At 44.7% G+C, this 26,182-nt stretch carries 25 protein-coding genes; 14 read left to right on the forward strand and 11 right to left on the reverse strand.

Annotation, left to right across the window (positions count from 1 at the left end; translation table 11 throughout):
• Positions 1–11: 11 nt before the first annotated feature.
• Both aspS and AB1Y31_08930 read right to left on the reverse strand, forming a co-directional pair.
• Positions 12–1,796 (reverse strand): aspartate--tRNA ligase, encoded by a 1,785-nt coding sequence (gene aspS, locus AB1Y31_08925; protein ID MEW4983291.1) that lies wholly within the window; start codon positions 1,794–1,796, stop codon positions 12–14.
• A 59-nt stretch (positions 1,797–1,855) separates the two neighbouring features.
• The gene (locus AB1Y31_08930; protein MEW4983292.1) at positions 1,856–2,110 is read right to left on the reverse strand and encodes a zinc ribbon domain-containing protein; all 255 of its coding nucleotides are present in this window, start codon (positions 2,108–2,110) and stop codon (positions 1,856–1,858) included.
• A 161-nt stretch (positions 2,111–2,271) separates the two neighbouring features.
• On the opposite strand from AB1Y31_08930, the gene pyrC reads away from it, so the two are divergent.
• Positions 2,272–3,306, forward strand: a complete 1,035-nt coding sequence (gene pyrC / locus AB1Y31_08935; protein ID MEW4983293.1) for a dihydroorotase — start codon at positions 2,272–2,274, stop codon at positions 3,304–3,306.
• Between the two features lie 62 nt (positions 3,307–3,368).
• Here pyrC and AB1Y31_08940 read toward each other — a convergent pair whose 3' ends face one another.
• On the reverse strand, positions 3,369–4,103 hold the full coding sequence (locus tag AB1Y31_08940) for a VacJ family lipoprotein (protein ID MEW4983294.1): 735 nt from the start codon (positions 4,101–4,103) through the stop codon (positions 3,369–3,371).
• A 101-nt stretch (positions 4,104–4,204) separates the two neighbouring features.
• On the opposite strand from AB1Y31_08940, the gene rnt reads away from it, so the two are divergent.
• The gene (rnt, locus tag AB1Y31_08945) at positions 4,205–4,828 is read left to right on the forward strand and encodes a ribonuclease T (GenBank protein ID MEW4983295.1); all 624 of its coding nucleotides are present in this window, start codon (positions 4,205–4,207) and stop codon (positions 4,826–4,828) included.
• Here rnt and grxD read toward each other — a convergent pair.
• Positions 4,815–5,132: a Grx4 family monothiol glutaredoxin gene (gene grxD, locus AB1Y31_08950; GenBank protein ID MEW4983296.1), complete on the reverse strand. Its 318-nt coding sequence runs from the start codon at positions 5,130–5,132 to the stop codon at positions 4,815–4,817. The two genes, rnt and grxD, sit on opposite strands and share 14 nt — an antisense overlap.
• A gap of 50 nt (positions 5,133–5,182) precedes the next feature.
• Positions 5,183–6,718 carry a hydantoinase B/oxoprolinase family protein gene (locus AB1Y31_08955; GenBank protein MEW4983297.1) on the reverse strand — a complete coding sequence of 512 codons (1,536 nt, stop codon included), beginning with the start codon at positions 6,716–6,718 and terminating at the stop codon, positions 5,183–5,185.
• Positions 6,719–6,835: 117 nt separating this feature from the next.
• Here AB1Y31_08955 and AB1Y31_08960 point away from each other — a divergent pair, with 117 nt between their 5' ends.
• From AB1Y31_08960 to cpdA, 7 genes are all read left to right on the forward strand, one after another.
• Positions 6,836–8,002, forward strand: coding sequence for an aspartate aminotransferase family protein (locus tag AB1Y31_08960; GenBank protein MEW4983298.1), 1,167 nt, complete (start codon positions 6,836–6,838; stop codon positions 8,000–8,002).
• 25 nt (positions 8,003–8,027) lie between these two features.
• Positions 8,028–8,930 (forward strand): ornithine carbamoyltransferase, encoded by a 903-nt coding sequence (gene argF / locus AB1Y31_08965; protein ID MEW4983299.1) that lies wholly within the window; start codon positions 8,028–8,030, stop codon positions 8,928–8,930.
• A 40-nt stretch (positions 8,931–8,970) separates the two neighbouring features.
• Entirely contained in the window at positions 8,971–9,636 is a 666-nt protein-coding gene (locus tag AB1Y31_08970; protein ID MEW4983300.1) for a TIGR04211 family SH3 domain-containing protein, read from the forward strand.
• Between the two features lie 21 nt (positions 9,637–9,657).
• Positions 9,658–11,352 carry a dihydroxy-acid dehydratase gene (gene ilvD, locus AB1Y31_08975; protein ID MEW4983301.1) on the forward strand — a complete coding sequence of 565 codons (1,695 nt, stop codon included), beginning with the start codon at positions 9,658–9,660 and terminating at the stop codon, positions 11,350–11,352.
• 53 nt (positions 11,353–11,405) lie between these two features.
• Positions 11,406–12,572 carry an acetylornithine deacetylase gene (gene argE / locus AB1Y31_08980; GenBank protein MEW4983302.1) on the forward strand — a complete coding sequence of 389 codons (1,167 nt, stop codon included), beginning with the start codon at positions 11,406–11,408 and terminating at the stop codon, positions 12,570–12,572.
• A gap of 68 nt (positions 12,573–12,640) precedes the next feature.
• Positions 12,641–14,194, forward strand: a complete 1,554-nt coding sequence (gene argA / locus AB1Y31_08985) for an amino-acid N-acetyltransferase (protein MEW4983303.1) — start codon at positions 12,641–12,643, stop codon at positions 14,192–14,194.
• Positions 14,195–14,281: 87 nt separating this feature from the next.
• Positions 14,282–15,103, forward strand: coding sequence for a 3',5'-cyclic-AMP phosphodiesterase (gene cpdA / locus AB1Y31_08990; protein ID MEW4983304.1), 822 nt, complete (start codon positions 14,282–14,284; stop codon positions 15,101–15,103).
• On the opposite strand, the gene AB1Y31_08995 is transcribed toward cpdA, so the two are convergent.
• Positions 15,104–15,604: an RNA pyrophosphohydrolase gene (locus AB1Y31_08995; protein MEW4983305.1), complete on the reverse strand. Its 501-nt coding sequence runs from the start codon at positions 15,602–15,604 to the stop codon at positions 15,104–15,106.
• Between the two features lie 203 nt (positions 15,605–15,807).
• On the opposite strand from AB1Y31_08995, the gene AB1Y31_09000 reads away from it, so the two are divergent.
• Genes AB1Y31_09000 through AB1Y31_09020 form a run of 5 tightly spaced genes read left to right on the forward strand, consistent with a single transcriptional unit; the run spans position 15,808 to position 20,310 of the window.
• On the forward strand, positions 15,808–16,461 hold the full coding sequence (locus AB1Y31_09000) for an HAD family hydrolase (protein ID MEW4983306.1): 654 nt from the start codon (positions 15,808–15,810) through the stop codon (positions 16,459–16,461).
• A 3-nt stretch (positions 16,462–16,464) separates the two neighbouring features.
• Complete coding sequence (locus AB1Y31_09005; protein ID MEW4983307.1) at positions 16,465–17,031, forward strand: DNA-3-methyladenine glycosylase I; 567 nt, start codon at positions 16,465–16,467, stop codon at positions 17,029–17,031.
• 3 nt (positions 17,032–17,034) lie between these two features.
• The gene (gene cysG / locus AB1Y31_09010; GenBank protein MEW4983308.1) at positions 17,035–18,414 is read left to right on the forward strand and encodes a siroheme synthase CysG; all 1,380 of its coding nucleotides are present in this window, start codon (positions 17,035–17,037) and stop codon (positions 18,412–18,414) included.
• A 5-nt stretch (positions 18,415–18,419) separates the two neighbouring features.
• On the forward strand, positions 18,420–19,319 hold the full coding sequence (locus AB1Y31_09015) for an alpha/beta hydrolase (GenBank protein ID MEW4983309.1): 900 nt from the start codon (positions 18,420–18,422) through the stop codon (positions 19,317–19,319).
• Positions 19,320–19,338: 19 nt separating this feature from the next.
• Positions 19,339–20,310: a hypothetical protein gene (locus AB1Y31_09020; protein ID MEW4983310.1), complete on the forward strand. Its 972-nt coding sequence runs from the start codon at positions 19,339–19,341 to the stop codon at positions 20,308–20,310.
• A 35-nt stretch (positions 20,311–20,345) separates the two neighbouring features.
• Here the strand turns inward: AB1Y31_09020 and AB1Y31_09025 are convergent, their stop codons facing one another.
• From AB1Y31_09025 to waaF, 5 genes are read right to left on the reverse strand one after another with little or no spacing between them, the layout of a single operon-like run.
• On the reverse strand, positions 20,346–21,779 hold the full coding sequence (locus AB1Y31_09025; GenBank protein MEW4983311.1) for a lipopolysaccharide kinase InaA family protein: 1,434 nt from the start codon (positions 21,777–21,779) through the stop codon (positions 20,346–20,348).
• Positions 21,780–21,795: 16 nt separating this feature from the next.
• Positions 21,796–23,241: a PIG-L family deacetylase gene (locus tag AB1Y31_09030; protein MEW4983312.1), complete on the reverse strand. Its 1,446-nt coding sequence runs from the start codon at positions 23,239–23,241 to the stop codon at positions 21,796–21,798.
• Positions 23,238–24,167 carry a GNAT family N-acetyltransferase gene (locus AB1Y31_09035; GenBank protein ID MEW4983313.1) on the reverse strand — a complete coding sequence of 310 codons (930 nt, stop codon included), beginning with the start codon at positions 24,165–24,167 and terminating at the stop codon, positions 23,238–23,240. The genes AB1Y31_09030 and AB1Y31_09035 overlap by 4 nt, the downstream gene beginning before the upstream one ends.
• On the reverse strand, positions 24,134–25,153 hold the full coding sequence (gene waaC, locus AB1Y31_09040) for a lipopolysaccharide heptosyltransferase I (GenBank protein ID MEW4983314.1): 1,020 nt from the start codon (positions 25,151–25,153) through the stop codon (positions 24,134–24,136). Before waaC ends, AB1Y31_09035 begins: the two co-directional genes overlap by 34 nt.
• 9 nt (positions 25,154–25,162) lie before the next feature.
• Positions 25,163–26,176, reverse strand: a complete 1,014-nt coding sequence (gene waaF / locus AB1Y31_09045; GenBank protein ID MEW4983315.1) for a lipopolysaccharide heptosyltransferase II — start codon at positions 26,174–26,176, stop codon at positions 25,163–25,165.
• Positions 26,177–26,182 lie beyond the last annotated feature (6 nt).

Genomic DNA, 26,182 nt, shown 5'->3' on the forward strand with positions numbered 1-26,182 from the left:
AACAAATAACCTTATTTTTCTTCAACCACAGGTGGTTTTCTTAAACGAATACCCAGCTCTTTAAGCTGCGCGTCGCTCACCATTGCCGGCGCTGATGTTAATGGACACGCCGCTGTTTGCGTTTTCGGGAATGCCATCACGTCGCGGATTGTACTCGCACCGGACATCAACATAACCAAGCGATCCATGCCAAAAGCAATACCACCGTGTGGTGGACAGCCGTACTCTAGCGCATCCAGTAAGAAACCAAATTTTTCTTTAGATTCTTCCTCTTCAAGGCCTAGTAGATTAAACACCGCTTGTTGCATATCAGTTTTATGAATACGGATAGAACCACCACCTACTTCGGTACCATTAAGCACTAAATCGTAAGCTCTTGAGATTGTTTGACCCGGGTTAGCTTGCAATGCTGCAATATCTCCAGCAGGTGCTGTAAACGGATGGTGCAGGGCTGTCCAGCGGTTTGATTTTTCATCCCAATCGAACATAGGAAAGTCGATAACCCAAACAGGTTCCCAGTCACCTTCTAATAAGCCTTGGTCTTTGCCAATTTTGTCACGCAAGGCGCCCAATGCTTCGTTAACTACTTTAATGCTGTCTGCACCAAAAAAGACGATGTCGCCCGTTTGCGCTTCTGTTCGTTGCATGATGGATTCAACAACATCATCCGGCAAAAATTTCAGAATCGGTGACTGCAAGCCGTCAATGCCAGCCGCGCGGTCATTCACTTTAATATACGCCAACCCTTTCGCGCCATAGATGCTGACGAATTTTGTATATTCATCAATGTTTTTACGGCTTAGTGAACCAGCGCCCGGTACGCGCAATGCGGCTACACGGCCTGTTTCACTGTTTGCAGGGCCAGAGAATACCTTAAATTCAACACCTGCCATTAAGTCGCCCACGTCTTTTAATACTAATGGGTTACGTAAATCTGGGCGATCTGTGCCATACAGATCCATCGCATCGGCATAAGTAATCGTTGGGAATTGTTCTGGTAACGTCACATCAATCACTTCACTAAATAGTCGGCGAATCATGCCTTCCATCATTGCCATAATTTGAGTCTCGTCCATAAACGAGGTTTCAATATCCAATTGGGTAAATTCTGGCTGACGATCCGCACGTAAATCTTCATCACGGAAGCAACGCACTACCTGATAATAACGATCCATACCGGCAATCATTAACAATTGTTTAAATAACTGCGGTGATTGCGGCAAGGCAAAAAAGCTATTTTCGTGGGTACGACTAGGGACTAAATAATCACGCGCGCCTTCTGGTGTTGCTTTGGTTAAGAATGGTGTTTCAATTTCGTAAAAACCTTCATCTTCTAGAAAACGGCGAAGGTTTAATGTTGCTTCGCGACGCATGCGAATTTTTTCCAGCATTTCTGGACGACGTAAATCGATATAACGGTAGCGCAGGCGCAGTTCTTCGTTTACTTCAATATCGCCATCTACTTGAATAGGCGGTGTTTTAGATTCGTTAAGCACTTCTAAGTTCAAGCCTAACAGTTCGATTTGACCAGTCTTCATTTTAGGGTTTACCGTGCCTTCTGGACGACGGCGTACACGGCCACGAAGTTTCAACACGTATTCGCCACGCACACTTTCGGCAATCGCAAACGAATCTGCACGATCAGGGTCGTAAACCACTTGAACAATGCCCTCGCGATCACGCAAGTCAATAAAAATAACGCCACCGTGATCGCGTCGTCTATGCACCCATCCGCAAATTTCTACTTCTTGATCTAGGTCTTTTTCGTTAATGTCGCCGCAATAATGACTACGCATTTATTTTATTCCTTACTGTCATGTTTTATTGAATCGTTAGCAATAAGAGCCGAAAGCTCTTATTTACTCTCACTCGATGTTTTCTTTTCACTCGTGCTCTTTGACGAGCCTTCCGCTAAGTTTTTCTTATTACCGCTTTTAAAATCTGTTTCGTACCAGCCATTGCCTTTTAATCGAAAGCCTGCCGCGGAAATCATTTTAGTCAATGTTTCTTCGCCACACTCTGGGCACTTTGTTAAAGGTGCGTCACTGATTTTTCGCAACGCCTCACAACGATGCTCGCACGCACCGCATTTGTATTCATAAATAGGCATGTTTTAATTTCGCTCCGACAATACTAAAATGTTGACCCGCGCGCAAAAACACACAAGCACTTAACTGAACTCGCTATTTTCGGCGATTTACAAGGTCTATAGCAAGCAATGTATGTAAAATAAGCTGAATTTATAGCGAATACGATCTAATTCAGGCAAATATGACAGCTCAACTAACCATTACTAAACCAGATGATTGGCACTTGCACCTACGTGATGGCGATGCACTAAGCACTACCGTTGCGTTTACGGCCAACCAATTTCAACGGGCTATCATCATGCCTAATTTAGCGCAGCCTATTGTCAACGCAGAATTAGCCACTGCTTATCGGCAGCGAATTTTAAATGCCATACCTAAGGGCAGCAGCTTTCAACCGTTGATGACGATTTACCTAACAAACAACACCAGCGTCGATGATATTAGGCAAGCAAGCTTAAACGAACATATTTTTGCTGCGAAACTATACCCTGCCGGCGCCACAACCAACTCATCCAATGGTGTTACTGACGTAGAAAAATTAGCCCCAGTTTTGCAGGAAATGCAAAAATGCGACCTTCCATTACTCGTTCATGCCGAAGTAACTGACTCTGACATCGATATTTTTGATCGCGAACAGGCGTTTATCGACAGACACTTAAGCGCTATTAGGCGTAACTTCCCAGAACTACGAATCGTACTGGAGCACGCAACTACTGAACAAGCCATTCACTTTGTAGAAGAAAATAATCACACCGCGGCTACGCTAACGCCACAGCACCTTTTATTTAACCGAAATGACTTATTGGCTGGCGGTATTCGCCCGCACAATTACTGCCTACCTATTCTAAAACGCGAAACACACCGAAAAGCACTGGTAAAAGCTGCTGTCAGTGGCAACCCCAAGTTTTTCCTTGGAACAGATAGCGCGCCACATGCCACTAACGCAAAAGAAGCCAGCTGTGGTTGCGCCGGTTGCTTTACAGCTCACGCCGCAATTGAGCTTTATGCTGAAATATTTGATAAGGAAAACGCCTTAGATAAACTGGAGGGTTTCAGCAGTTTTCATGGGCCAGATTTCTATCAATTAGCGAGAAACGAGCAAACAATAACCTTGCTTAAAAAACAGTGGCAAGCACCTACTCATTACTCATTTAACGAACAAACACTCACGCCCTTCAGACAAGAAACTCCTTTGAGCTGGACAATAAAACGTTAAAGCGCATCAGACAATAGACAATAAAAAGCCCCGATTACGGGGCTTTTTATTTGCGTTCTTATTTACTCATCATCGAATATATCTTCATCATCCAGCGGTGGGTTGCCATCGTAAATCAAGTAATTACGGCGTTGAAAATAAGCACTCCTTTCAAACTCATATGGATCTAACGATGCTTGATCAACGATCTTTTTTGTCATTATTAAGTCGGCTCGAAGGTCAACACCTTTCAGCGCGATAGTCGCCCACATTGCATCAGAGTCGTTAATTTGCTGAATAGGATCTACAAATGCATCCGCATAAAGACCGACCGTATCACGTAAGGTACTTGATCCCAATATTGGCAACACGACGTATGGGCCTGTACCCAATCCATAGGCACCGAGTGTCTGACCAAAGTCTTCTTTGTGCTTTGGCATGCCCATATCGGTCGCCACATCAACAAAGCCAAGTATACCCACTGTCGTATTCACTGCTACACGGCCAGCATCTGATATCGCTTGGTTAAATTTAAGTTGCAATACGTCATTTACAAAAACAACCACGTCATCTAAGTTGCTAAAAAAGTTAGTAATGCTTGTATCGACAATCTCCGGCGTTACATACTGATAACCTTTAGCTGCAGGTTCAAGAATGTATTCATCCGCTTTTTCATTGAATTGATAAATGCCTCTATTGACGTACTCTAAAGGGTCATTCTCTTCTTGCGATGTCAGTGATGCACAACCAGACAACATAGCCGTCGTGGCAATAACTGTACACACCATTCCTTTTTTTAAATAAACCGCTAATCCCATTGAAACTCTCTCCAATTAATTTTGAGGCAACTTTATCACGCCACCCGATGGTCGTTGATTTATTATAGCGGGTATATTTTTAAATTGTTAGCAGACAACAGATGCCAAATCCCGATGTAAAAACCATGTCCAATCGTTTTCGTAGCTATCTGCCAGTGGTCGTAGATATTGAAACAGCAGGGTTTAACGCAAAGACCGATGCTTTATTGGAAATGGCAGTTGTTATTCCAGCTATGGATGAATCTGGCCAGCTGGTTATTCAATCATCTCACCGTGAACACGTGGTCCCTTTTGAGGGTGCCAACCTAGACCCTGCCGCTTTAAAGTTCAATGGCATCGATCCATACCACCCATTTCGCATGGCCATTGATGAAAAAGAGGCGCTTAGAAAATTATTTGCTCCAGTGAGAGAAGCGGTTAAAGCTCAGCAATGCACTCGCGCTATTTTAGTGGGGCACAACCCCGCTTTTGACATTGCTTTTATGAATGCAGCCGTACAACGCACTAATTTTAAGCGAAACCCATTTCACCCTTTTAGTACCTTCGATACTGCCACGCTAGGTGGTTTGGCTTATGGGCAAACTGTATTGGCTAAGGCGGCGAAAGCCGCAGGCATTGAATGGGATAGCGAGCAAGCTCACTCGGCGTTGTATGACGCCGAGCAAACCGCCGTTTTATTTTGCAAGATTGTTAATCAGTGGGATGAGTTCGCTAAGCAGCTTTAATGTTATCTAATAACGCTTTCAATTCACCGCTTTCAAACATTTCGATCAAAATATCAGCGCCGCCGACTAACTCACCATTCACATATAATTGTGGGAAAGTTGGCCAGTTTGAATAAACTTTTAGCCCTTCTCTAATATCATTATCGTCAAAAATATTAACGTAGGCAAATTCGACTTCACACGCCTGTAGAATTTGAACCACTTTGCTTGAAAAGCCACATTGTGGGAAATAAGGCGTCCCTTTCATGTACAACAGAACAGTGTGACTATTGAGCTGCTCTTCTATTCGTTCATTAATACTCATATCTATACCTTCAAAAAAATTGTAAGTTAATTATACCCGAATACTTAAATTTAAGATTTAATTCCGTAACCGCCACCGCCCGGTGTTTTAACAGTCAAGCGATCGCCGGCGCTAACATCAACACTTACTTTTCCTGCCAACGGTTCATTATTCAACCAGTTTTCACCACATTTCCCATTATCAGCACCCTTTAAACCCCAAGGCTGATGTCGCCTTCTTTCTGTTAACAACGTGACATTTGCCGGCTGTAAAAACAGTAATTCTCGAATTAAGCCGTCTCCGCCTTGATGTTCACCTGCACCACCTGAGTTTTTGCGAATTTGATAACTACTCACCCGTAAAGGGTAGTGCATCTCTAATGACTCAATCGGCGTATTAAGGGTATTCGTCATATGCGTTTGCACGCCTGACAAGCCAGCATACTGACGACCGGCCCCCATGCCGCCACCTATTGTTTCGTAATAATTCCAACTGCCTATTTCTGTTCGAGCGCCCATTGCTAAGTTATTCATACTGCCATGACTCGCTGCTGGGATTTTCTCTGGGATGGCTTTCGCTAACGCACCCATCACAACATCAACAAGGCGCGTACTCGTTTCCACATTACCCGCTGCCACCGCTGCGGGTTTAATCGCGTTAATCAACGAACCGTGAGGCGCTTTTATTTTAATTCGCTTATATACACCAAAACACGCCGGTGTATTAGCCGGCATTAAACATCTAAAAACATAATAAACGGCGGCCGCCACCACTGATAACGGGCAGTTAATATTGCCATTAACTTGTGGCGATGTGCCAGTAAAATTCGCTAATACCGCGCCTTTTTTCACCATCAGGCTGAGTTTAATTTCAATATCTTGAGCGCCTAGACCATCATCGTCCATCAGATCAACAAAATCATAATCGCCATCAGGAATGCTATCTAATAACTGACGCATCAAACGGTCGCCATAATTATTTAGATGTTCAAGTGCACGCCGATATTGCTCAACACCCGCCTCCGCTACAATCGACAATAAACGCTTTGCGCCGCGCTGATTTGAACTAATTTGCGCATTAAAGTCACCGGTCGATTCGACCGTATTTCTTAAGGCCTCCTTTATCTCATCAAACTCTGCAGACGCCACATTATTTCGCATAATTTTGATAGGCGAAATAATCAAACCCTCTTCGTCCAACCGCTTCGCTAATGGCATTGAACCGGGCGTATCTGAGCCAATATCTGCGTGATGCGCACGATTAGCAACAAACCCGACCAATACCGAGCTCACATGCACAGGGCATACTAAGGTGACATCGGGCAAGTGTGTACCGCCTAAGTATGGGTCATTAAAAGCCACCATATCACCTACTTGCCAGTCAAATTGATCGACAATATCTTGCATCGCATAGGCCATGCTCCCTAAATGAACAGGGATGTGTGCCGCCTGCGCGCACAATTGCCCTTGTGCATCAAAAACTGCACAGGAAAAATCCAGCCGGTCTTTAATATTCGGAGAAAAGGCGGCCCGTTGTAAAACCGCACCCATTTCATCGCAAACAGACTCAATTCGACTGGAAAAAATACTTAACTCAATGGCGTCCATGGTTGATTAGTTGCTGATTCTCATATAGGGAATTATAATGATCTATTAACAAAATAGGCAGCCGGATTAGGCTGCCTTTGTTTTTATACAAATTTAACTTAATTATTAAGGCCTGTTATGCACCACCACATTATGCCAACCTACGCATCCTTACCTGTTCGCTTTGTTAAAGGCGAAGGTGCATGGCTTTGGGACGACAAAGGCAACAAGTACCTTGACGCGTTATCCGGCATCGCCGTTTGTGGTTTAGGTCACGCGCACCCAGAAATAGCCGCTGCTATTAGCGAACAGGCTAATACCTTAATGCACACCTCAAACCTTTACTACATTGAGAAACAAGAGAAACTAGCCGACAAGCTTTGCGAACTAACCGGCATGAACGATGTGTTTTTTAGCAATTCCGGCGCTGAGGCTAATGAGGCCGCGATCAAAGTCGCACGTCGCTTTGCCCACGCTAAAGGCATACAAAATCCTATCATCGTCACCATGAATGATAGCTTCCACGGTCGAACACTAGCCACCTTAACGGCCACAGGCAACCCAAAAGTTAAAGAAGGCTTTGCACCACTTCCTGACGGTTTTTGTCATATTCCATACGACGACGTTAGCGCGCTAGAGACACTGGCTAAACAGCATGCCAATATCGTTGCCGTACTGGTCGAGCCCATCCAAGGCGAAAGCGGTATTAATATTCCCGCAACTGATTACCTGAATAAACTGCGTGATATTTGCGATAAAAATGACTGGTTGCTCATGCTGGATGAAATCCAAACCGGTGTTGGCCGCACCGGCAGCTTTTTAGCCAGCCAACAAAACAACGTTACCGCAGACGTCGTTACAATGGCAAAAGCACTCGGCAATGGCGTACCGATTGGCGCTTGCCTAACCTCTAACAAGGCGACCGGCTTGCTAACCGCTGGGACGCATGGCTCTACTTTTGGCGGCAACCCATTAGCTTGCGCCGCTGCTCTGAAGGTTATAGAGATCGTAGAACGCGACCAACTCGCGCTACGCGCCGAACAACTCGGCAATAACATGGCTAATGCCTTCAAGGAAAAGTTACAATCTTGTGCGCACGTTGTTGAAATCAGGCAAAAAGGCCTAATGATCGGTATTGAATTATCAACGCCTTGCAGCGAGCTTGTGAGCAAGGCTTTAGAAAAAAACCTGCTAATCAACGTTGCCGGCGGTAACACGGTACGACTACTACCACCACTTACGATTAGCGACGATGAAGCCGCTAACATTACCGAGCTTGTTAGCGACTTAATTATTGCCCACTAACCCATTCTTTCTGTACAGTATGAGCATGAAGCCACGCCACTTTATTACCCTAAACGACCTAAGCGCCGACGAGTTGCGCTCAATTATCCAGCGCGCTATTGAGCTAAAGAAGATGCGAGCAGATGGCATTATTTATGAGCCGTTAAAAAATAAAGCTCTCGCGATGATTTTTGAAAAATCATCAACACGCACTCGAATTTCTTTTGAGGCGGGGATGACTCATTTCGGCGGCAGTGCACTATTCTTATCACCTCGCGACACTCAACTGGGCAGAGGTGAGCCGATCGAAGATTCCGCACGCGTTATTTCTCGAATGGTCGACGGCATCATGTTACGCACGAATGACCATGAGACCGTTAGCACTTTCGCAAAAAACTCCAGCGTACCCGTCATTAACGGCTTAACTGACCGTTTTCACCCTTGCCAGCTGCTGGCCGACCTACAAACTTGGTTTGAGCAACGTGGCGACATAAAAGGCAAACGCGTCTGCTGGATTGGTGACGGAAATAATATGTGCCAATCTTACATGAATGCTGCAAAGCTACTCGATTTCAACCTAGCCATCGCTTGCCCTGTTGGCTATGAGCCAGAACAAGAATTGCTAGCGGCCACAGCCAGCCACGTTGAGTTATTCCACGACCCTAAACTAGCGGCCAACAATGCCGACCTCGTGGTCACCGATGTTTGGGCCAGTATGGGTCAAGAAGAAGAACAAAAAATTCGTGAGCAGGACTTCGAGAATTTTCAAGTCAACTCGTCGCTTATGTCTGTTGCAAACCCCGACGCACTGTTCATGCACTGCTTACCAGCGCATCGCGGTGAAGAGGTTAGCGCGGAAGTGCTCGATGGAAAACAAAGCGTTATTTGGGATGAAGCGGAAAATCGCTTACACGCCCAAAAAGCCCTATTAGAATTCTTAATGAAGTAACACCTTAGATATATTCAGCCCAATACCTTAAGGACCATTAGTGAAAAAAATATTCTTAGTACTCGCCCTCTTAACCAGTTCTGCTGTCATCGCCGAACCCGCCTACGTCTCTGATGAACTAGACATTATGATTCGTTCTGGCAAAAGCTCGGGCCATCGCATCATCGCCACACTAAAAAGTGGCAAAAAAGTCAACATCATTGAGCGCGATCAAGCATCCGGTTATTCAAAAATAAAACTGAGCCCTACGCGTGAAGGCTGGGTACTGTCACGGTTACTAAATAAAACGCCATCTGCAAAATCTCGCTTAGCCAAAGCTGAAGCTGCCCTAGAGTTACTGAAAACAAAATTCAACGATTCCAGTCAAAAGTTAAGCCAACTGGGCGAAGAAAAAGGAAGCTTGGACAGCGAAACAAGTGAGCTTAAGAAACGCAACACCACTTTGTCACGTGATTTAGAACAGTTGAGAAAAACCTCTAACAATGCGGTTCAAATTCTTGCCGAGCGTAACCAGCTTCAGCAGCGTGTAGTGACTATTGAACGCGAACTGGAAAGCTTGAAAAGAGAAAATGATACCCTCCTCAACAGCGAAGCCCTAGATTGGTTTTTAATCGGCTCGGGCGTTTTACTGCTCGGCATCATGCTTGGGTTCATCCTTCCTAAAATAAGCTGGCGTAAAAAGTCATCTTGGCAATCTTCATTTTAAACCTTTATATACGAGCACAATATGTCTGATAAAAAAAACGATAGTAGAAAATTTTCTTCTCAAGTAGTGGATGGTATGGAACGCGCGCCGAGCCGAGCGATGCTACATGCCGTTGGCTTTAATGATGCTGATTTCAAAAAACCTCAAGTGGGTGTAGCGTCCACATGGGCGATGGTAACACCGTGTAATATGCACATTAATGGCTTAGCCGATGACGCGGTTCAAGGCGTAAATGCTGCTGGCGGCAAAGGAGTTATTTTTAATACCATTACAATTTCTGATGGTATCTCAATGGGTACGGAAGGTATGAAGTACTCACTAACATCGCGCGAAGTCATTGCTGATTCGATTGAAACCGTTGTCGGCTGCCAAGGCTTTGACGGCGTTGTTGCCATCGGCGGCTGCGACAAAAATATGCCCGGCTGTATGATCGCCCTCGCACGCCTTAATCGCCCAGCTATTTTTGTATACGGCGGCACCATTCTGTCTGGCTGCCACAAACAGCGCAAGCTAGATGTTATCTCAGTATTTGAAGCGGTTGGCGCACGCGCAAACAACCTTATCGATGACGAAGAATTGCACGCCATTGAATCAAAGGCTATTCCAGGCGCCGGTTCTTGTGGCGGTATGTACACCGCTAACACCATGGCATCGGCGATTGAAGCGATGGGCATGAGTTTACCAAACAGCTCAGCTCAGGCGGCTATTTCTGCTGATAAGAAGAAAGATTGCGAGGACGCAGGTGAAGCCGTTCTAAAGCTATTGGAACTAGACATTAAACCGCGTGACATTATGACGCGCAAAGCCTTTGAAAACGCCATTACCGTTGTTATCGCTCTAGGCGGGTCGACTAACGCCGTTCTACATTTATTGGCCATGGCACACAGTGCCGACGTTGAACTAGAACTGAACGATTTCACCGAGATCGGCCAGCGCGTACCGATGGTTGCCGACTTGAAACCCAGTGGCAAATACTCCATGGGCGAGCTCATTGAAATTGGTGGCATTCAACCGCTTATGAAAATCCTCTTGGATGCAGGCTTACTGCACGGTGATTGCCTAACCGTTACCGGCAAAACACTGGCGGAAAACTTAGCTGATGTAGCACCTTACCCAGATAACCAAGATGTTATTCGTTCGCTTGATAACGCCATTAAAAAAGACAGTCATTTAGTGATATTACACGGCAATTTAGCAAAAGAAGGCTCTGTCGCGAAAATCACTGGCAAAGAAGGCCTCGGCTTTACAGGAACCGCGCGTGTCTTTGATTCTGAAGAAGAGTCGATGACGAGCATCCTCAATGGCTCCATTAAAGAAGGCGACGTGCTCGTTATTCGCTACGAAGGCCCAAAAGGCGGTCCTGGCATGAGAGAAATGTTGGCACCAACATCCGCTATTATGGGTCGCGGGCTTGGTGATAAAGTTGCTTTTATTACCGACGGTCGATTCTCTGGGGGAACACACGGTTTTGTGGTTGGCCACATTACACCTGAGGCTTACCAAGGTGGCGCTATCGCAATTGTTGAAGACGGTGACACCATCACCATTGATAGTGTTAAAAATGAGTTACGACTCCATTTAGACGACGATGTCATTCAACAACGCCTTGCTAACTGGACTCGACCCGAGCCTCGTTACACACGTGGCGTTTTAGCAAAATATGCAAGATTAGTGAGCTCCGCCTCTGAAGGCGCTGTTACCGATAAAGTTGATTGAAAGTGACTCGTCTACCTTCAGTTAATTAACACCATGAGTAACGGTTATACACTTTGATCAAACCCCTTAACACTCTCGACATGATGCGTGCCTTAATCGGCACGCCATCAGTCAGCAGTACTAATGCGTCTTACGATCAAAGCAACCTAGCCGTTATTAACCTATTGGCTGATTGGTTAGAAAACATCGGATTTAAGGTCAGCATCGAGCCGCTTTCAGATCAAAGCGGGAAAGCCAACCTAATCGCCACCATTGGCCCACAGTACAAGGGCGCTAACGGACTCGTTTTATCAGGCCACACCGATACAGTTCCCTATGATAATCGCCATTGGCAACAAGACCCCTTTAAACTAACCGAAAGAGATAATAATTTTTATGGCCTAGGCAGTACGGACATGAAATCATTCTTCGCGTTAGCTATTGAGGTAGCCACCCGGTTTAAAGCCAGCGACTTCAAACGGCCTTTAACCATACTGGCCACCGCCGATGAGGAAAGCGCCATGAGTGGCGCACAGGCGCTCGTTAAAGAACAATTTCAACACGCAAAGTACGCCATTATTGGCGAGCCCACAGGCTTAACGCCTATCCGTATGCACAAAGGCGTCATGATGGAGTCCTTGATCGTCACCGGGCATGCTGGGCATTCAAGCAACCCAAATTTAGGTGCCAGCGCCACCGAAGGAATGCATCAAATTATTAATGAGTTGCTGCGCTGGCGAGAAGAACTACAAAGAAAGCACCAAAACCCAGTCTTTGATGTTTCCTCACCGACGATGAATATTGGCTCCATTCACGGTGGCGACAACCCAAATAGAATTTGCTCTCATTGTGAAACACAAATAGATATACGGCCACTCCCTGGCATGAGTATTGATTCATTACGTGCTGATTTGCAAAAACGCTTAAGTGCTGTGTTACCTGAAGAAAGCAAACTCAAGCTCGCCTACCGGCCCATTTTTTGTGGCGTTCCGCCGTTTGAAACAGCCGCCGATGCAAAACTCACGCAAATGATCGAACACATTACCGGCAAAGCCTCCGCAGCTGTCGCATTTGGTACAGAAGCTCCCTACTTAAACAATCTCGGGCTCGACACCATCGTTATCGGCCCAGGCAATATTGATCAAGCACATCAGCCAAATGAATACATTCCCAGCAACCAAATTGAGCCATACTGCAACTTTCTGCAAAAATTAATACAAAAAATTTGCATTAATCAGTAAATATTCATAGTATTGCAACAATTATTAGTTTCTTTGCGTTTTACGCAAATAAAGACTAATATTTACGCATGCTAAATGATGCAAATTTTATTATCCAACAATTTGGTGGCGTCAAACGACTCGCCAATGCCATCAATAAAGACCCTGCTACCGTTTATCGCTGGACATACCCTAAAAGCAAAAATGGCACTGGCGGACTGGTACCATCCTCTGCTTTAAAAAGCATATACGAAGCCGCGAAGTTGCTGGGTATCGCTCTTGATGAAGCTAAGGAACTTACATCACTTCCTCTTCCAACAGAGGAATTAACACACCCCCATCAATTTATTAACTGGTTTAGAAGTACTGCGCCTTATATACACGCCCATCGCGGCAAGACGTTCGTTATAAACTTTAGCGGTGAAGCGGTCGATGACGCACTATTTCGCTCTTTGATTGAAGATTTTGCCTTACTAAATAGCCTCGGCATCCGTCTCATTCTTGTACATGGTATTCGCCCTCAGTTGGAAAAAAAACTCATCGACAATAAGCACCCTAGTCAAGTTTTTCAACATTTACGGGTGACCGACAAACCAACGCTTGAAATGGCAAAAGAAGCCTCGGGCACTGTTCGCACCAATATTGAAGCAAGGCTCTCCACCAGCTTAACTAACACCCCAATGTCTGGCTCGGGTATTCGCGTTGCCTCCGGAAACTTTATTGTTGCTAAACCACTCGGCATTATTGATGGTGTTGATTACCAATTTACCGGTGAAGTGCGCCGAGTTGATGGCGAGACGATAGCCAACACTCTTGATTCTGGCCATATTATTCTAGTATCACCACTCGGATACTCACCCACTGGCGATGTTTTCAATCTTCGTAGCGAAGAAATAGCCACTGCTATTGCCACCACCATAAAGGCCGACAAACTTATTTTAATGACCGAACGGACAGAGCTTCTAACTGACAAGAACAAGCTCATCCGTCAATTAACAACCGAGCAAGCACAAACTATTTTAGACACTACGGATGATCAGCAAGATGACACCTACCTGCATTTGCAAGAAGCCATTCGCGCCAGCAAACTGGGCGTAAAGCGCATCCATTTAATTAATCGAAAAATAAACGGTGGCCTACCATTAGAACTGTTTACACGACAAGGCTCAGGGACGCTGATTAGTATTCAGCCGTTTGAGGATGCTCGCCCTGCTAATTTTAATGACATTCATGGCATCATTGAACTTATTCGCCCGTTAGAAGCTCGTGGTTTACTCGCCTACCGTTCCGCTGAAACCATTGAGATGGATATTGAGCAGTTTCACGTTATTGAACAAGACGGCTTGATCACTACCTGCGCCGCACTGTATCAGTACCCACACGAGTCAATGGGCGAGCTCGCTTGCGTTGCTGTTCATCCCAATTATCGTACCGGCGAACGTGGAGAATACCTATTAAGTATGATCGAAAAAAAGGCGCGTTCCGCAGGGCTTACTCAATTATTTGTACTCACCACACAAAGCAGCCACTGGTTTGCAGAAAAAGGTTTTCAGGCCGCAACACTTAACGATTTACCGAAACTAAAACGCGACCATTACAACCAAACTCGTCGCTCTAATGTGATGATCAAAAAGCTGTCCTAGTAAAGCCATTAATTTTCAAAGCATTTTTACCATCAACGTCTATACTTAATTGGAAATAGGGAATACCCGAAGGGTTTTTACAATAACATGAACGTTTTTTTACCTGATAGCTGCAATGATTCAGATTTAAAGATATTACAAATCTCTGATATGCACCTATTTGCGTCCGTTGATAAAGAGTTAGTGGGCGTTAATACTGAAGATAGCTTTTTATCTGTTTTGCAGCTCGCGCAAGAAGCCAGCTGGCCACCCGACCTTATTTTCCTTACTGGCGATCTAAGCCAAGACAGCTCAACCGAGTCTTACACACGGCTGATTGAACACATGACAAAACTAAATATTCCTTGTTATGTGTTACCCGGCAATCATGATACGCCCGCCATGCTCACAGAGCTTTTTGAAACCCCACTGTTAACATATCAACCCTTGCTACATTACAAACAGTGGCTGTTCGCGTTTCTCGATTCGGAAACGCCCAATGAGGAAGGAGGCACACTCGATGAGGCAGCGGTTGAAAAGCTTCGACAAGAAATAAGCGCCCATCCGAACAAACAAGTGCTCATTTGCTTACATCACCAGCTAATACCCATTGGCAGTGAGTGGTTGGATAGCATGTGTGTAGCAAACCCTGATTCATTGATTAAAGTGATAACGGATTACCCTAATGTACGAGGTGTTATTCATGGGCATATTCATCAGTCCTTCAATACTCTCGTAGCCAACAAACCTCTGTATGGGGCACCCTCAACCTGTTTCCAATTCAAACCATTGAGTAAAGAATTCGCCATCGATAGCGTTGCCCCCGGCTACCGCTGGTTACGTTTAACCGAAGATGGAGACATTCACACGGGAGTCATTAGGTTAGATACTACACCCGATAATCTGGACCAAAACTCAGCCGGTTATTAACTATTTTTTAAAAATATTAGGCGTAATACCAGGGAACAAGCAAGACCACATTTCTGTTAACGCACTTAAGTAAACATTGCGTTTAAAATGCACCACATCAAAGGCAGGCTCCCAATAATCGGCCCACCGCCAACTATCAAATTCTGGCGTGTCCGTCGTATCAAATGAGATGTTTTTTTCATCGCCCACTAAACGCAACATAAACCATATTTGCTTTTGCCCCTTGCATATTGGAAAGCTATCCATACGAATAAAGTGTCTAGGCAAATCGTAATAAACCCACTCTCTTGTTTTCCCAACAACTTCCACGTGTTCGGGCTTTAAGCCAATTTCCTCGTACAATTCACGATACATTGCTTCTTCGTGTGTCTCACCCTCATCCATACCACCTTGTGGAAACTGCCAACCGTTTTGGTTCGCCCGCCTAGCCCAAAATAATTTATTATGTTGGCTACATAAAATGATGCCAACATTAAGTCGGTAACCATCGTCATCAATCATGATTCATTCGTGTCACTTAAGTTTATTACTGATTATTATAGCCACGTTTTATCACAGCGCGACCTTCCTTCACAAAATGATTGGGAATCACTAACATTTATGTCAGACTTGCGCTTTTAGCGCCATATACCATAAGCCTTAGCAAAGCAGCAGGCGACCTGAGATACCGTCCTTCCAATACAATACGACACCCTAATACACACATGAGCTTAACGATTTTTGATTTAGACAACACCTTAATTAGCGATGACAGTGACCACCTTTGGGGGGAATTTCTTGTCGAACATCAGCTCGTCGATACGGATGATTACGCAAGAGCAAACACACAGTTTTACAATGATTATTGCCAAGGAAAACTGGATATCGATGAATACCTACGATTCGCCTTATCATTCCTAGCGGAGCACCCATTAGAAAAGTTACATCAATGGCGCGCACAGTTTATTGAAGAAAAAATACGCCCTCTCATCCTACCGGCCGCGCAAGCGTTGATAGAACAACACCGGCAAAAAGGTGACACCTTAATGGTTATTACCGCAACAAACCGCTTTGTCACAGAACCTATCGTTAACTTATTTGGCATCCAAACCATGTTGGCAACCGAGCCCGAACTCATTGCGGGACAATACACAGGGCGATATGTCGGCGAGCCATGCTATCAGGAAGGAAAAGTAATCCGTTTAACGAGTTGGCTGGCTGATAGCAGCATTGACCTCAGCGATAGCACTTTTTATAGTGACTCCCATAACGACATTCCTTTATTGGAAAAGGTAACTCACCCCGTTGCGGTTGATCCCGATGAGCAATTGCAGCGTCACGCAGCTGAAAACGGCTGGTCAATCATCAGCTTACGTTAACCTATGAGCGATAAGAAGCGCTGTGCTTGGGCTAAAAAACCGCTTGATATTCTTTACCATGATCAAGAATGGGGCGTCCCTTTAACAGATGAAAACAGACTCTTTGAGTTTCTCATTTTAGAAGGTGTTCAAGCTGGGCTAAGCTGGTCTACAGTGTTGCAACGGCGTGAGGACTACCGCGAACTGTACGATGCTTTTGATCCAAACATTGTCGCTAAATACAACTCACAAAAAATTGATCGCTTAATGCAGGACGCTAGGCTGATACGCAACAAGCTCAAAATAAATGCTAGTGTAAAAAATGCCATTTCATTTCTTCAAATACAAAACGACTTTGGCAGTTTTTCTAGCTATCTGTGGGCCTTTGTAGACAACGTTCCTATCATTAACCATTGGGAGCACCCCGAACAAGTACCTAATCAGACAGATACGTCCATTCGCCTCAGTCGTGACTTAAAAAAAAGAGGCTTTAGTTTTGTTGGCCCGACCATTTGTTATGCGCTCATGCAGGCGACCGGTCTAGTTAATGATCATCTCACTACCTGTTTTAGGCATTCAGAGTTAAAATAAGCCATGAACTATCTTCCTCTTTTTCATAAACTCGATAATAAAAACTGCCTGCTTATCGGCGGTGGCTCAGTCGCCACTCGTAAAGTACGCCTCTTATTAGAGGCCCGCGCTAACATCACAGTTATCGCGCCGCACTTATCTGAAGAACTTACGCAGCTTCTTAGTGATAAAAAAATAACGCATATTGAGCGCTCTTTTAAAGCCAATGATACCTCTAGCTTCAATTTTGTTATCTGCGCAACAAATGACCTTATAACCAACGCCGACGTCTCTGCCGAAGCCCAGTTGAACAATATCCCCGTTAATGTCGTCGACCAACCAGAGTTATGTAGCTTTATTTTCCCTGCGATAGTAGACCGCTCGCCGATGACGATTGCTATTTCAAGTGGTGGCGTTGCACCGGTGCTGTCTAGACTCACCCGCGCTAAACTAGAGACCTTGCTTCCGCAACAGTTGGGCAAGCTTGCAAAGCTCGCCGCTGAGTTTCGCCAAACGGTTAAGGATCACTTCAGTAATACCAAACAGCGACGAATTTTTTGGGAGGGCATTTTTAACGGTCCAATCGCAGACCTTAGCTATCAAGGCCGGCATGAAGAAGCTAAGAAAGAGCTCATTCAAACACTCAATCAAAGCCAAGACACAGCGACTATCGGTAAAGTTTACCTTGTAGGTGGCGGCCCCGGCGACCCTGAATTGCTAACGCTAAAGGCGCTGCGCCTGCTTCAACTCGCCGACATTATTGTCTACGATCGCTTAGTATCAAATGAGGTGCTAGAGCTTGCCCGTCGTGACGCCGAACGCATCTACGTTGGCAAACAACGTAGCGACCATAGCGTGCCACAAGAAGACATTAATGCCTTGCTGATAAAACTGGCTAAACAAGGTAAGCGCGTTGTTCGACTAAAGGGTGGCGATCCGTTTATGTTTGGTCGCGGCGGTGAAGAAATTGAAACGTTAATCGATGAAAACATAAGCTTTGAGGTGGTACCCGGCATCACCGCCGCTTCAGGTTGCGCGAGTTACTCGGGCATTCCATTAACCCACCGGGATCACGCCCAATCCTGCATGTTTGTTACTGGGCACCTAAAAGATAATACCGTTAATCTTGATTGGGACCAGCTCGCCAAGCCTAACCAAACAATCGTTATTTACATGGGGCTACTTGGCCTTCGCCAAATCGCAGAAAAACTCATAGAACGAAACTTACCCAGTAGTACGCCCGTTGCGCTGATTCAAAAAGGCACAACGCCTGAACACCGTGTGATTATTTCAGATTTATTGGGTATTGCCGACAAAGTAGAAGAGCTGAAACCTAAACCGCCCACATTAATTATTATTGGGTCTGTCGTTTCACTACATAATAAATTGAACTGGATAAATTAACACTCATGCCCTTTATATCACTGGAAGACCTTGAACTACATTACGAATACCAGTCGAACGGTGACACGCCCATTATCTTTTTACACGGCAACTTTGGCAGTTGGCATTATTGGCAACCCTTTCTGCAAGACCTGCCCAGCGGTTACTGCGGCTATGCGCCAGATTTTAGAGGCTGTGGCGACAGCGAAGTAACCGACAATGGATACGACATAAAAACGCTAAGCCAAGATGTAGCACAATTTGCTGACCGACTAAAAATCGACACATTCCATTTAGTTGGACACTCATTAGGCGGCGCTGTCGCTCAAGAGTTGGCAGGCACTATCCCTGAACGCATACTCACGCTTACATTAGTTGCACCCGCGCCAGCGGAAGGAATGGCATCACTAACTAATGTGTCGGTATCAGATTCATTCTTTTCCGCTAAAAACATCTTTCAGTTCTTAGCGACTATTGGTCTAAAAAGAAGGTTTCTATCTACCACCTTAAAAAAAACAATGCCTAGATTAAATAACAACAAGGGTTATTTAAATCTCGTTGTTAACGATGCCCTTAAAATGGACATTAAAGCTTTCGATGGCTTTTTAATGGCCCTAAAAAACTGGAACGGGGTCCATTTATTAAAACGCTTCGATTTTCCAGTCTTGATCATGCACGGTGAGCTTGACAGCGTCATACCCTTGCAGCCTTTGAAGAATATGCAGCAACAAATTAAAGACTGTCGCTTTCATACCTTTCGCAATGTTGGTCATTCACCTCAGCTAGAACACACTAAAGCCTTTAATAAATTACTGCGCGGCTTTTTACACGGTCATGAAATTGAAACTATTAGTGATAATGTATTCAAAAAGCCTCTCAATATATTCAGTCAATTAAAGCTCAAATTAAAAGGTTTATTCAAATAATTGGGCTGCGCTTATTAAGATGTGTCATTTACTAAAAAGCATTTACCTACTCAGCATTGCCCTTCTTCTTTCTGCCTGCCAATATGAAAGTGTGCCCGAACAAACTTGGGAACATGATAAAGCCGGCCTACTAGCCGCTAGCTTTTCTAAAGATGGCTCTCTTGCTCTTGTCTCGATAACCGGCGGTGTAGCGCAACTCATCAAAGTCGTCACCAACAAAGTACTTCACCAGTGGCAACACACCGATAGCAATGACGGTATCATTGCATCCGCCATATCGGCTAATAATCAGTTTGCCATCACCGCAGAAAGTAATTCACTCGCTTTATGGGAAATTAAAAGCGGTAAGATCATCGGCTATTGGGACTTCCCAACCATAACCGATATTAGCCTCTCGGCGAATGGCAGACGCGCAGTCATCGGCATGGCGTCTAATAAGGCCTATTACTTCGACCTTTATCATGGAAGAATCATTCATACCTTCAAACACGACGGCATTATTAATACCGTTGCGCTCTCAAACAACGGTCAATACGCCCTCACTGGCGGCAATGATCAGTATGCAAAGCTGTGGAGCCTTGAAACTGGAGAGCTCACCCAACGCTGGCGTCAGAATTTTAAAATTTACAATGTCGCCTTATCCGATGATGGCCGTTATGCGATGAGCAACGCCTCTTTAGGCAAGACCCGCTTATGGGACACCAAAACGGGAGAGAGGCTTAGTCAACTCCCGATGAGGTACATGACTGTTTCAGCCAGTGTATTTTCGCCTGACTCTCAAACGCTATTAACTGGCCGACCCAACCAACGCATCGATTTATGGGACGTTAAAACAGGTGATTTAATACGCACTTGGATACCGGCGAAAGACTTCGTCTGGGGCAACGATGCCGCCGCTATTGTTGCCCTAGCTTTCTCACGCAATGGGCGCAATATTTTCAGCGAAGCCTCTAGCGGTATCGCGCAAAAATGGACAATAGCAAAAAAATAAAGCGCCGCATCGTCATAGAGTTATGACTCTCAGATTTATTTAAATAAAGCCTCGGCTATATCACTTGTTCCTAGGTCTTTTTGCAGCCTCGACCAATCCTTATTCACAAGGCCTAGCTTCGCTTTGCTCACTTTTCTCATGCCATCAAGGTCAATCAAAACCGGGCTGTTGTTGGTAATCCAAATATTATGAGCCTTAAGATCACCGTGCGCATACCCACATGCATGTAAGTGCTGAATCAAGCAATGGATTTTTTCTGCCATCGTCATTGCATCTGCTCTACACACGGCTGAATGAAAGTATTCATATGCGTGTATGCCTTCTAAATACTCTGTCACAAAATATGAACGACCTCTTAATTTGCCAAACCGATTCTCCAGCAGCAACAGTGGCTTAGCTGTCTCGATACCATTAAAATCAAGCAAATGTCCGTTTCTCCAACTTACCGCAGCTCTGCTTTCCATAACAGATCGCGCAAACTGATGTAATGTACTCTTTTTGTTATAGCGTTTAACGATATACAATTTCCCAGCTATATCGACCTTAGCTACCGTTGCGCTCCTGCCACTTTTCAAAACCTGCCCTTCATTAATAAATGAATCGGGGTTAGCTATAAATTGATCAACATCCTGTTTATCCAGTGCTCTTGAAAACACACAAAACTGTTTCCAATTCTTTATAATCTCAAAGGCAGTGCATCGACGAAATACCTTCTTATTAATATATTTATCCTCACGCCAGTCTCTATAAATACTGAGCTGTCGAAGCACTCCTTGACGAAAGTTAGGCGATAATGTTGTGTCGCGAAGCTTAATATAACTATCAAGCAGCTTATTGATACTGGCCTTTTCCCATTGCGGCAATTGAGTTAAAAACATCGCTAAGTTTCTACTGGCCCACTTTTCAGATAAGCAGCGGCCTTTTTGCTCACCATTGACCTGATCGCCATCAATGAGATATAGCTTATTGCCATCATCAAGGAAGTTATCCAAATGAACATCTTGTTGATAACAAGACTGATCGTGCATCTTACAAATAAATGTCAACGCTGTTCTAAAAACAGCTTCACGTTCTTCAACTGAATTCAAACTGGCCAATTTTTGCCCTAGCGTTTCAGCCTGGTCAATAAATTGAAAAATAACGAGTGAAAAACTTGCCGACTCATTGATGACAAAATCAATAATTTCTGGCGTTGGAACGCCCGCCTTACTCATTAATTGAGCCCCATCAAACTCCCTTTTTGCTCGTTGCTTATATCCTTTCCCAAAGAAAACCTTTATAAACACGGCTTTGCCTTGATAAGTCGCCTTACAAGCAAGCCTTTTATGCGGCAGAAAACGGTTCAATTCCTCAGCGATGACAAACTCATCAGGTGCTTTATTCAACCTCAGGGTGAAGGGGAAAGGAATCTCCACAGCTTCTTTAAACTGAAGCAATCTCGCCACCGTCATCCCTTGGTTTGTCATCATTTATACGATACCAATATCATGCTTGAATAGCGTCCTCGTCAGCCTCTAAAAACTGCTGAGTACTGTAACTAAAGAATATCTCATTTGAACGGACCGCTTTTCTAAAGTATTCATCGTCACCGTAGGGTGACAGGGGTCTGCCAATCAACCAAGCCTGTAATTGGAACCGAAGTCTCTTCTTCCAACGCAAGGGCGTTTGTAAGTCATGCATCATGGCCAGGGCCATCGCTTTATTTCTTTGCTGATCTAAGGTTAACGATATAGAAACGAGCGAGCCAGCCGATAGATTCTTTCCCATATTAGGAGGTAAGGAAGCCAAGGTGTGACTGCTTCCAAATGGAAACATATCGCTATAAATTAAATGATTGGCATACAGGTAAATCTCCGCCGGTTTATGTGCGGCTTGTAACAGCGCTTCTTTAACAGCCAAGCTGCTGTAGTAGTGATCTTGATGCGGATCAAGCTTCATATGCGGCATCACAATACAATCCGGCTTAATGCGTTCGATACATTCAACCAGGTCTGCAATTAAAGTATTCCAACTGGGTGTGCCGTGTTTATCACTGTCCAGCGCTAGCGCATTAAATTCCCTAAATACTCGAGTATCCTTCACAGCAGCCGTTTTCGAGGCTACCGGCTCATCAGGGGCGTTTTGCATCGCTTTTAACTGCATACAAAAATAGCCGAGTTGGATTATATCTGTCGACTTCAAGCCCGCCCATTGCGGTACCGCAACACTATCCCAAGACCTTAAACGCCCTTTTAATAATGAAGCCTCTTCAGCGTTGGTTAAATGCGATTCATATGCCTTCGCCTCCAGCTCACCCGCGGTCACCGTAACGATAGCGCTATCGTGCGTGCTGTATAAACCGAAGGCTGCAATTTCAGCATCGTCGGCATGAGGCGCGATCACCAACACCTTCTTTTTATCTAAGCTGGGGTTGGAAAAAAGTAAGACTTCAGCGGTCTTTGTTGATAAATTACAATACCTCGTTTCGATAGATATCGTTTCGCTAGAATGAATAAATTCGCTAATATTAAGGTAGCGCAAGCCGTTAACAGCCCGTTCAAAATATTGCCGCCTCTCGATAGAACCAGAGCGTATGATGACAAAGGGGTCTAAAAACTTGCCGCGCCAGCTGTGCCGAACATTAATCGCCAATATTGCCGAGTCATACGCTTCATCGCAGTTCAAACATTGAAAAGCAGTATCGCCAGCCAGCCAATTTGGCTTAAGTCTGTCCGCTGCATCAAATTGGTATAAATAATCAGCACAGGGGTCATAAAAATTATGGTCTGCTAGGAATAATTCGTTCACAACAAATAACAACAGCAGTAGCCCTATTAGCATTAGAAACTGACCGTTAAACAGTAAATACACTGATAACAAAATCAACAATACTAAGCGTATCAGCGCTAAACGTTTTTTTTGTTTAAAGCCCTTATTTAGTTTTTTGTTCATACCGAATAAACTGCGCTGCGACAGCACCACCTGTCTTTATATTCATTATCGGCTTTACCAAACGAATAGCGCAATGTTTTACCTTGAGCCTTACTTAACTCCCACGCCTGCTGTGTATTTATATACGTTAGTACGCTACCCGAACTTAATGATTTATACGCAGGATCAACCCCGCCATTGATATATTCCATCGAGATATGTGATGGGCACTCTACTTTATAAACCAGTTGAATAGCGATGGCTTTGCCTTCCATCTCTATCACCGAACCAAATAACAAGGGCCGCAAATAACCCAATAGTTGCTCTAATTGCTGATAGCCCTTTGGCTTAAAACCCCAACGTAGCTCAAATAAGCGCGTATAAACCCCAGCAAGCTCTGCATTAGACATAGAATCAACCGTTCGGATAATCCCACCTTGTTCATGCAACAAACGTAATTCTCTTTTACGGTTATATCTGAATTTTTTAGAAAACTCACTCGGTGCTTTAGCTAAACAGATATCCATCGTACTGGGCTTTAAGTTACTGATATTTGCCATATGAAGCGCTGACAAATTATCCACCTGTACCGGCAACTTAATTGGCGATGTTGCTGCAATAGGCAATATCAGTTCCGCATTACCAAAATCAACAATGCCCTGACGTGACGTCTGCTTTAAGCCACGTTTACTACCAGCAAGCCACTTTTTCCAAACAGGAATGACCGCTTGTAAGTCGGCACCTTCGCCAAATGCAAAAAATTGCATAGGCAGTCCAACCATTGCTGCGATAGCGTTCAATGAAACAGGATGAGTTAAAACACTGCCACCAAATTTTTCATAAGCCGCTGCATAGATCGCTTGATCCACTTCATACCAGCCCTTCATCCGCCTGTTTTGAAAAAATGACTGCATTAAACGGCCATTAATCCGTTTAATGTTCGCCATACTTTCTCAGCGCTGAGTGTTCCATAACACGCCGGCTTTACGTCAGATAGTTGAGTGTAAGCACATTCTTTTTTTAAGCACGGCGAACAATCAAATTCTGTTTGCAGGCATTGATTATTCTCGCCCATAGTACCCGTTAATTTGGCACTGGTTGAACCATAAATTGTTACCGCTGGCGTACCGCAAGCTGCGGTTAAATGCGCTAAGCCACTATCAACCCCCACTACGCCTTTGGCGTGCATCAATATGGCTGATAGCTCTTTAATGGATGAACGTGGCAATACGTGTGCTTTTTCTGAGGCATCGGATATCATTGTCGCTCGCCCATGCTCTTGTTCGTTACCCCAAGGTAAGTACACATTAAACCCTTGTTCGGTAGCCAACGAAGCCAAGTTTTTCCAATATTCATTTGGCCAATGTTTGCTTGCCCACGTTGTACCGTGTAAGAAGATGAGATAAGGCTGTTGCAACGATTCAGAGGCTTTGCAAGCTTCTTTGTTAAGACCATACGATATTTGCTCATTTACAAATTCGTAGCCAAGACTCTTCGCAAATAATTGGCGAACACGGTCAATGGCATGTTGGCCCTTGGGAATATCTATTTTATGCTGGTACGCCATCGACGCTAACGGCTCTCGGCAACTGGTTTTTGACAATCCAAACTTTTTGCCCCGTGCCTTGCGTGTTAAAAAGGCGCTTTTAATCAAGCCTTGCGCATCAATCACCGCATCATATTCATGCTGTTGAATATCATTAATAGCCGCCTTAATTTCCGCACGGCACTGCCATAAATTTTTACGCCAGCGACGAATCGCAACGGGAATAACACGGTTAACAAACGGGTGTAATTTAGGAATGTCTTGGAAAGGTTCCTCAACCACCCAGTCGAAAGAAATATCGGGAATCGCGTTGGCAGCATCCGTCAATGCTGGCAATGTATGAATAACATCGCCGAGTGAAGACGTTTTAATAACGAGAACTTTCATTCGTAAAAGTTACGATGCATCCAGTAAGGCAAAAACACGATCGGGTGAAATTTTTGTCAGGCAATCTAAATGCCCCAACGGACATTCACGCTTAAAACACGGCGAGCACGATAAGTGCAAACTGATTACTTCCGCATCGGGGTGAAGGGGCGGTGTGAAGTTAGGATCGGATGAGCCATACAGCGCCACTGTTTTTATATTCAGCGCTGCGGCTACGTGCATAAGACCCGAATCATTGCTCACCACTGCATCGCATAAGGACATTAAATCTAACGCTTCGGTTAGGCTGGTTTGACCCGCAAAATCACGACAACTTCCACCCGCCAATTCGTTAATGGTTGCTGTTACAGGTTCATCTTTTGCCGATCCAAACAAATAAACCTGCCAACCTTTTGCTAGCGCCTGCTTGGCAACATTTGCGTAATGCTCTTCAGGCCAGCGTTTAGCGGGCCCGTATTCTGCGCCGGGGCACAGGCCAAGCACTTTCCCCTTAGCCTCGACGATACCAAATGCACGTTTAACAGCATCAACGCTAGCCGGATCAATAAGTAAGCGTGGCTGTGGAATATCAGGAAGGACCGCACACGGTGCCGTTGCTAAGGCAACAAAACGTTGCACCGTTTTAGTTAAGAATTCTTTATTCAAGCGGCGAGAGTCATTTAACAAACCCCAACGCACCTCACCTAAATAACCGGTTCGTTTCGGTATATTTGAAAAATAAGGAATGAGCGCTGACTTCCACGAATTGGGTAACACGATCGCTTGATCGTATCGCTCACTTCTTAAGCTTTTCCCAAGTGCTTTACGTCCCTTAAAATCAAACTGCCCATGCCCTAATGGCATAACAATCGCCTTACGAACTTCTGGCATTCGTTCTAGGATAGCTAGCGACCATTCCGGTGCCAATACGTCAATCAAACACTGTTCATGCTGCTGTTTTAGCGCCATAAACAAACTTTGCGCCATCACCATATCGCCCACCCACGACGGGCCAACGACAAGTATGCGATACGGCTGGCTCAAGAAATA

Source organism: Cycloclasticus sp., assembly GCA_040743155.1.
In the GTDB taxonomy this organism is placed as follows: domain Bacteria; phylum Pseudomonadota; class Gammaproteobacteria; order Methylococcales; family Cycloclasticaceae; genus Cycloclasticus.